The 8144-nt window shown below is 58.3% G+C and carries 8 protein-coding genes and 1 pseudogene; 4 read left to right on the top strand and 5 right to left on the bottom strand.

The genetic code is table 11. From position 1 onward, the window contains the following. Positions 1-474, top strand: a 474-nt coding sequence (locus RMO15_RS28080; protein ID WP_309720770.1) for a hypothetical protein, incomplete at its 5' end; no start/stop codon positions are given. A 113-nt stretch (positions 475-587) separates the two neighbouring features. On the opposite strand, the gene RMO15_RS28075 is transcribed toward RMO15_RS28080, so the two are convergent. From RMO15_RS28075 to RMO15_RS28060, 4 genes are all read right to left on the bottom strand, one after another. After that, entirely contained in the window at positions 588-1280 is a 693-nt protein-coding gene (locus RMO15_RS28075) for a hypothetical protein (RefSeq protein WP_309720767.1), read from the bottom strand. 57 nt (positions 1281-1337) lie between these two features. Continuing rightward, on the bottom strand, positions 1338-2411 hold the full coding sequence (gene thrC, locus RMO15_RS28070) for a threonine synthase (protein WP_309720763.1): 1074 nt from the start codon (positions 2409-2411) through the stop codon (positions 1338-1340). A gap of 760 nt (positions 2412-3171) precedes the next feature. Continuing rightward, on the bottom strand, positions 3172-4458 hold the full coding sequence (locus RMO15_RS28065; RefSeq protein ID WP_309720760.1) for a homoserine dehydrogenase: 1287 nt from the start codon (positions 4456-4458) through the stop codon (positions 3172-3174). A gap of 3 nt (positions 4459-4461) precedes the next feature. Then, the gene (locus RMO15_RS28060; RefSeq protein WP_309720757.1) at positions 4462-4917 is read right to left on the bottom strand and encodes a biotin/lipoyl-containing protein; all 456 of its coding nucleotides are present in this window, start codon (positions 4915-4917) and stop codon (positions 4462-4464) included. Between the two features lie 141 nt (positions 4918-5058). On the opposite strand from RMO15_RS28060, the gene purF reads away from it, so the two are divergent. The 3 genes from purF (at position 5059) to RMO15_RS28045 (ending at position 7953) form a co-directional block, all read left to right on the top strand. Beyond that, on the top strand, positions 5059-6408 hold the full coding sequence (gene purF / locus RMO15_RS28055) for an amidophosphoribosyltransferase (protein WP_369016173.1): 1350 nt from the start codon (positions 5059-5061) through the stop codon (positions 6406-6408). A 1-nt stretch (position 6409) separates the two neighbouring features. Continuing rightward, the gene (locus RMO15_RS28050; protein WP_309720752.1) at positions 6410-7222 is read left to right on the top strand and encodes an MBL fold metallo-hydrolase; all 813 of its coding nucleotides are present in this window, start codon (positions 6410-6412) and stop codon (positions 7220-7222) included. Between the two features lie 83 nt (positions 7223-7305). Further along, on the top strand, positions 7306-7953 hold the full coding sequence (locus tag RMO15_RS28045) for a response regulator transcription factor (RefSeq protein WP_309720750.1): 648 nt from the start codon (positions 7306-7308) through the stop codon (positions 7951-7953). A 2-nt stretch (positions 7954-7955) separates the two neighbouring features. Here RMO15_RS28045 and RMO15_RS28040 read toward each other — a convergent pair. Next, positions 7956-8144, bottom strand: a pseudogene (locus RMO15_RS28040) (hypothetical protein); the annotation flags it as partial.

The following is an 8144-nucleotide window of genomic DNA, read 5'->3' as shown; positions in this document are numbered from 1 at the left end:
GCCGTCACCGAAGCCGCCAAATCCGGTGACATGGTCGCCTTTGAGGTTGCTATCGCCAACCTCTCCCCCAACAAGGCATCGGCCCTGATGACAGGGATCTCCATGGCGGTTCGCTCTAACGCCGCGTTTGCCCTGAAAGTTGCCGAGGCCAAGATGGGCAATGTCGAGGGAATCGGGGCGGAGTCTTGGTGCAGCATTCTCATGTCGGTGGTTCGTGGCACCAAGGATGCAGCACTTCAGCAGAAAGCCGCCAATATGTCTGCGGACTGCGTCGGAAAGGCCGACCCGAAAACGCTCTGCCTCGCTGCTACCTACCACGCCCAGACTCTCGCCGCGCAGGGTAAGAAAACCGAGGCCCTGGAGTTTATTGTCAAAGCAAAAGCTGCCATCGAGACGTTCGAGCCCGCTGCCAGCCGTAAATCCGTCGGGGAGTTCATTGAGCGCATCGCCAAGACACTCGGCTACGTCGGCTAGCTCAAATCCTCGGGACAACCCAAGATTCGAGTCCCGCTGCCCCTTCAGAGTTTTTCTGATGGGGCAGTTTTTCGTTTTAGTGGCTCTGGAAGAAGGTGATGCTTTTCTGCATCTCACCTGTTATCGTGTTCGGTATGGCGAAGGGCAAGGATTTTCTTTGTCAGGTTCTCAAGGGGAATCATCCCCCCCGTTCGTTCCTTAAGGGGAAAAGGGGTGTTACGTCCGGTGAAAGCTGCGGTGAGGGCAAAGAAGGGAAGATCGCGAGGAAGGGTAAGCAAGCCACACTGGTAGCGCACTTGGTTCCCTGGTCGGTTGTCGCGAGCGAATTCTTTGATGACGGGCACCAGAAAGATCGTACCTAGCTGATCAACCGGCAGAGTCCCTTGGCCGGAGGCGGCGATAAAGAGCAGGGGAGTCTCTCCGAAGAGCTGCTTGCGGCGACGTTCGAATTTCAGATAACGCTCACGTTGCCACGAGGAAATCGATTGTCTCAAGGGGATAACAGCGGATAGGGAAGGCTCGGGAGTATCTTGTAGTGCTGCCCAGTCACTAGGGCGGTTGTCCTTGTGGTTTAAGAAAAAGAGGGCACATTCTCCCTGCACAATTCCCGTCGCATCACACATCCATGTTTTGTAGCCCGCGATCGTGAGGTGCTGCCCCTCTTTCACTCCCACAACGGGCACGAGGACGACTGCCTCGCCGATCCGGTTGCCATCAATCTCGACGACCCGCGTCACCTTGGCAACGGCGATAATATCGGCGGATCTTACTAATTCTTCAAAGTGAGCAGGTCGCAACTCTCTCATGATGTTTCCTCAAACAGTTTGGTGTAGAGTACCAGATCTGAGACGTGGTAACAGCACTTATCCCATGAGCTCTCGTAGGATTGCATCGCGGCTCGCAGCCACTTCGGTAAGCGCTACGCCGACGGTCTTAACGGCACGATCCGGGTCTTTGAGTCCGTGCCCGGTGAGTGTGACGGTAACCCTGGCAGGGGCATCCCCAAAGTAGCCGCGCGCCGCCAGTTTTTTGAGCCCCGCCAGCGGCGCGGCGCAGGCAGGCTCTGCAAAGACACCCTCCAGAGACGCCACTGCGGCATAGGCGGTCAGGATTTCGTCATCGGTGACAGACTCAATCACCCCCCCCGAGTCATCTCGTGCCGCAATCGCGCCCTCCCAGCTCGCGGGCTTTCCAATCCGAATCGCGGTTGCAATGGTGTGTGGCTCGTCCACCGGATGGCCCAGTACAAGAGGAGCGGCACCTGCGGCCTGAAACCCTAGCATCTTCGGGCGCTTGGTTGCTTTTCCCAGCGCCGCAAACTCCGAGAAGCCGCGCCAGTAGGCCGTGATATTGCCTGCATTGCCCACCGGAAGCGCGTGGAAGTCCGGGGCATCGCCGAGGTCTCGAATAATCTCAAACGCCGCTGTCTTCTGGCCCTCGATCCGCACAGGGTTCACCGAGTTGACCAGCTCGATCCCAAAGCTCTCGTCCGCGGCAATCTCTCGGACCAATCGCAGCGCGTCGTCGAAGTTACCGTCAATGGCCAGTACTTTTGCGCCATGAATCAGCGTCTGTGCTAGTTTCCCCAGTGCCACCTCGCCCTTGGGCAGCAGTACCGCGCACTTGATCCCCGCCCGCGCCGCATAGGCCGCCGCCGCCGCGCTCGTGTTGCCTGTCGAGGCGCAGATCACGATCTCACGCTTTCTCTCGACGGCCTTGGAGACCGCCATCGTCATCCCACGGTCTTTGAACGAGCCGGTCGGGTTGAGTCCCTCGAACTTCAGAAAAACTCTCAGATTCGGTGCACCCAAAAATGCCGTCGGCAGGCGCTTGGCCTCAATCAGCGGCGTGTCGCCCTCACAGAGCGAGACAATCGGGGTTGCGTCGGTGACATCGGGCAGGAACTCCCGCCAGGTAGAGATAAGTCCGTGGTTCACGACGATGATTGTATCGTGCGATAATCGTCACTGGCCTGCACCTGGATCTCCTAGGCATCTCTGGCACACTCAGAAAGCGTTTTTTCGACGTCCGCTTCGCTACTACGCCTGCTGACTTTTCGCCCCAGAGATCAACGCCTTCGATAAGATAGCTCCCCTACGAGGTTTCGTGAGAACGGAAGAACCAACCAGGAATAAGCCTCACAATGTCATATTCCTGACGAATTTTCTCTTCGTCAAGCTGTTCTATAGATTGCTTTGCCACAAATCTAGGTCAAACGATGAAGCCAGCGAAAGAAGCGGTCTAAGCACGTCCAAAGAAGTCCACCAATGACACCTGATAGACCTGCCTGCCAAGTTGGCAGTCTTATTTCGTGCAAGGGGTCATAGGCGATAAGCTTAAGAAAGTAGAGTGCCCAGGTTCCAAGCCAACCTAGGAAAAGCCCAGGAAGAACTCCTAATAGAAGAATCAGAGCGACACTCAGTACCTCAAGTGTGAATAGAGTATGAGATGCTGGCCGATATTTTTTCGCGTAGATGCTGAAACTGCTGAAGGCGAGCAACACATTAATGAAGCTCTCTAAAAAGCAGGCAACGTGAGGTGCCTTGCCAAGCTCTGTATGATTCATAAGACAAACGAGAATGAGATGAACCATTGCTCGGGAGAGTGTATAGAAAACCAGTAGACCCCAGAAGGCATTCCAAGGAAAAGATTTATTCGGCATGCGAAAAGCTCCTGACGCGAAGTCGACGGGCGAGGCTATTCCTCGACGCGAATCCAATTGTAGACTTTGCCGACAGCGGGAAGGCGGCTAATGACATCGAGGGCACCGAGGAGGTGGTGCTCGCGGCTCTTATGCGTTACCCAGACGATCTCCGCTTCGTCGCCGGGGAGCGCACGCTGCACCACGGACTCGATGCTTACATCAAAGTCGCCGTAGACATTGGCGATACTCGCGAGGACTTTGGGCTTGTCTTGGGCATGGAGTCGCACGTAGAACTTGCTCTGTACTTGCTCGCCGGGGAGCATGGGGCGCGTGCGGTGGCAGGTGCAGCCCACCCGACCTGTGGAGCCGGAGAGGATATTGCGCGCACAAGAGATCAGATCACCGACGACCGCACTGCCGGTCGGGAGGCTTCCCGCGCCGCGCCCGTAGAACATCACGTCGCCCACCGCATCGCCGCGTACCAGAACCGCGTTGAAGACATCGTTCACGCTGGCCAGGGGGTGCTTGTTGGGCAGGAGTGCTGGGTGGACACGAGCTTGCATGCTGCCATCCGCGTGGCACTGTGCGGAGGCGACTAGCTTGATCTTGTAGCCGAGATCCCGCGCGACGGCAATATCACGGGCCTGGATGTGCCGAATTCCCTGTCGCGCGACTTTGTCCTCATTGACCGTGGAGTTAAAGGCCAGCGACGAAAGAATCGCGAGCTTGTAGGCCGCATCGTGGCCATCCACATCGCTGGTGGGGTCGGCTTCGGCGTAGCCCAAGCGCTGGGCATCGGCGAGGGTGGGGGCAAAGTCTGCGCCCTCTTCGGTCATCCGGGTGAGAATATAGTTGGTAGTGCCATTGACAATTCCCATCACTTCTTTGATATTATTGCCCGCCAGGCTCTCTTTTAGCGCGGCGATAATCGGGATGCCACCCGCCACGGAGCCTTCAAGAAAGAAGTCTTTTTTAGCCGTCATTGCCGCATCGAGCAGATCGTGGCCGGACTTTGCCATCAGCTCTTTATTGGCGGTGACGATGTTTTTCCCATTCTGGATCGCCCGGTGCAGGAAGCCGTGGCAGGGGTCTACACCACCAACAAGCTCCGCCAGAATGTCAATCTCGGGGTCGTCAATCACGTCAAAGGGGTTGTCCGTAAGCAGCGCCGGGTCTACAACCACATCCCGCTCCTTGGCTAAGTTACGGACGGCGATTTTTTTGATCACCAGCTCCGCCCCGATTTTTTGGGAGATAGCCTCAGCGCTCTCCTGAAGAATGCGCACCGTGCCGGAGCCCACCACGCCCAGCCCTAAAATCCCGATCTTGATCTGCCGCATCCGTTAGCCTTCCACAAGAATCAGCGTGTCGCCCGGCTGAACGAGCTTTCCATTCTCTGCCGGAATCGCCACTATCTTGCCTGCGTGATCTGCCAGCACCTCCGAGAATACCTTCATTGCCTCAATCATCCCGATAGGCTGGTCTTTCTCAACGGTATCTCCCACTTCCACAAAAGCCGGGGAGCCCGGCGCGGGAGAGCGGTAGAAAACTCCCATAATGGGAGCGGTGACCGGAGTGCCGGGAGCGGCAATGGGGGCAGACGGTGCCGGTGAAGAAGCGCTTGGCGTAGCGGTGACATACTCGGTAGGGACGGCAATCGCAGCGGGGGCGAGAGGCTGTGTGGTGCGCAGGGTCACCCGCAGGGGGCCGTCTTCGTAGCGTAGCTCCGCTAGGTCATGTTGCACCACCAGCTTCGCCAGCCGCCGTACATCGTCAGGGGCAATGGGAAAATCAGACACGCGGCATTTTATCATGGTACAGGCTTGGGCGATCACACGGTACAATAGCTCGTGAACTCACTTCCGCTTTTTGACGATGATACGCCTCATGAAGAATGTGGCATCTTTGGGGTCTGGGCTCCGGGAGTAGATGTTGCGCGTATGGCCTTCTTTGGCCTCTTTGCGCTCCAGCACCGGGGCCAAGAGTCGGCGGGAATTGCAGTCAGTGATGGAAAGCGAATTGCCCTCCATAAAGATATGGGGCTGGTGACGCAGGTCTTTGACGAAGAGATTCTGACGAAGCTTACGGGGCGGAGTGCGATTGGGCACACGCGCTACTCCACCACGGGCTCGTCGGTCTTGCGCAATGCCCAGCCGATCTCCGCTTGCCTGCATGCCAAGCAGGAAGTGGCGGTGGCCCACAATGGTAATCTTATCAACACCGATGCGCTCCGGGCGATCTTAACCGCACGCGGCTACAAGCTGGAGTCCAGCAACGACTCGGAGGCACTGGCGCTTCTGATCGCGGAGAATTTAGATAAGGGCAGTGCTGAAGCCGTCCGCCTTGCGATGCAGCAGGCCGAGGGCGCGTACTCTCTGGCGATCTTAACCCACGACGAGCTAATTGGAGTGCGCGATCCCTATGGGGTTCGTCCGTTGTGTCTGGGGCGCTTGAACGACGGCGGCTTTGTGCTGGCGAGTGAGACGTGCGCACTCAATACGGTTGGCGCGACTCTTATTCGTGAGCTCATGCCCGGCGAGATTATCGTGGTAAACGACCAGGGCTGGCGTGTGGAGCCCGGTGTCCCGATGAAGCGGCAGGCACTCTGCATGCTGGAGGCCATTTATTTTGCCCGACCCGACTCGGTGATGTACGGCCAGAGCCTGCATGCCGCACGTCGTCGTATGGGCGGGGAGCTGTTCCGTGAGCACCCTGCCGTAGATGCAGATCTCGTGATCGGTGTCCCCGACTCGGGCACTCCGGCGGCACTGGGTTTTGCCGAAGCCAGTGGGATTCCCTTTGGCGAGGGGCTCATCAAAAACCGCTACATCCAGCGCACGTTCATTCAGCCGGATCAACGAATGCGCGAGATGGGGGTACGTATGAAGCTCACCCCGATCCGTGAGGCACTTCAGGGCAAGAGCGTCGTGATGGTAGACGACACGATTGTACGGGGCACCACGACGGGTAAAGTCGTGCGCTTGCTCTTAGAGGCGGGGGCACGGGAGGTGCACGTACGCATCTCCGCCCCGCCGGTTAAGTGGCCGTGCTTCTATGGGATTGACATGGCGACCCAAGACCAGCTTATCGCCGCTAGCCAGTCCGTGGAGGCGATTCGTCAGAAAATCGGAGCCACGAGCCTGGGCTATCTCGCAGAAGCAGGGCTGGCCCGCGCCATGCAAGTGCCCGTGGACAACTTCTGTCTCGCCTGCTTCACCGGCAACTATCCTATCCCGGTTCCCGATAGCCTACGCATGGAAAAGCTCGCCTTCGAACCCCCGGTCGGGTAAGATGACCGTCCACTGCCTCGCCTCGGGCTCTTCGGGTAATAGCTTATTAGTCGTCTCTGAGGCTGGGGCGCTTTTGGTGGATGCGGGGATTGGGGTGCGGACACTGAAGCGCTGGTGCGGGGAGCGTGGCGTTGCTCTGGAGAGTCTCTGTGGCGTTCTGGTCACCCACGAGCATGGGGATCATAGTGTGGGAGCCGTGCCGCTGGCGGTGAAGTATAAAGTCCCGATTGTCGCGACGGCAGGGACGCTGGCGGCGCTCCAGAGATCTGATAAGCGCGACTTCCCGACGCAAGCACTCTCGCCAGGGAGTGAGACAGCGCTGGGGGCGTTTGGGATTCGTGCGCTCCTGACCACCCACGATGCCGCCGAGCCTTGTGGCTTTCGCGTCGAGACGAGCAGCACCGCGCTGGTCTATGCCACGGACACAGGAAGCATTACGCCTGATGTTCGGAGTGCGTGCTGTGGAGCCTCGCTGTTGGTGATCGAGGCCAACCACGATATTCATCGTCTGCGCTTTGGGCCCTATCCCGAGTCACTCAAGAGCCGCATTCTGGCACGCACTGGCCATCTCTCCAACAATGCCGCCGCTGATCTCGTTCTCGGGCACTCACTGGAGCACGGACCAGCCTCCGTTTGGTTTTCTCATCTCTCTGAGGTCAACAATACACCAGGGATCGTGAAGGCTTATTGGAAGCGCCGCTGGCAAGAAGCGGGATGTGCTGCGAGCCCTGCCGCTGTCGAGATCGCACAGCGGGATTCCCCCTCGCTTGTCTGGCGGGCAGGGGCTCAGGCGGTGCAAAAGAGCCTCTTTTGAGAAAAAACTCAAAATGTCGGAACTAACAGGTAGGTTACAACGCTCTTGAGAGTGTGATAAGTCAAGTTGGATATACAGTTTTAATGGTGAGTGCCTCTGAAGGGGCATTTACGGAACTCTCTGCAGAGCTAGAGCGACAAGAGACTCATGTCATGTTGGCAGCCGATGGCCTCAAGGCGTTCGACATGGCGCGTGCGGGTGGGATAGAGCTGATGGTGCTCGTGGAGCCACTGGGGGCGCTGGCAGGACAGGGGCTGTCCACCGCTCTCCGTGCGGCACATGTGAATGTCCCGATTCTCCTGCTCGACACCCCCGACCGAGTTGTGGCAGGGCTAGCAGCGGGAGCCGATGTCGTACTGCCTCTGGAGAGTGGGGCTGAGCTCCTTCTGGCACAGACCCAGGCTCTACTGAGACGTGTCTCGCTGGAGCGTAGCCCCCTGATTATTGGAGATCTCTCCCTCGATACCCTCACGCGCCGGGCCACACGTGGCGGGACTCAGATCGCACTTTCCGCGACGGAGTTTACGTTGCTTGAGCTGCTGCTACGTCGTGCGGGGCGTGTGGTGACTCGTGAAGAGATCATGGAGCATGTCTGGCCCGGCGAAGAGCGAGCTACGGACAATGTGCTGGATGTCTATGTGAGCTACCTGCGCACCAAGATAGACCGCAATTTTTCGGTACCCCTGATCCGTACAGTGCGCGGTCAAGGGTACACCATTGTCGCCGATTAGGCCTACGGCGTGACCCAGCGGCTCTCTTTTGCGCCGGTGTAGATCGCTTCCATCACCGCATTACGATATGCTGCCTCGCTTGCTCCCACGAGCGGGGCGGTATCGTTTTGCCCCGTGACGCGCTCTAGAAAAGCGTCCAGTCCGGCAGGAACCGGGCCGGGGAGCTCGACGTTGCGTACGGGCTGGCTGCC

This window comes from Armatimonas sp. (genome assembly GCF_031410135.1).
Lineage (GTDB): Bacteria > Armatimonadota > Armatimonadia > Armatimonadales > Armatimonadaceae > Armatimonas.
Note: the sequence above shows the minus strand (reverse complement) of the source record. Positions and strands in the feature narration are given on the sequence as shown.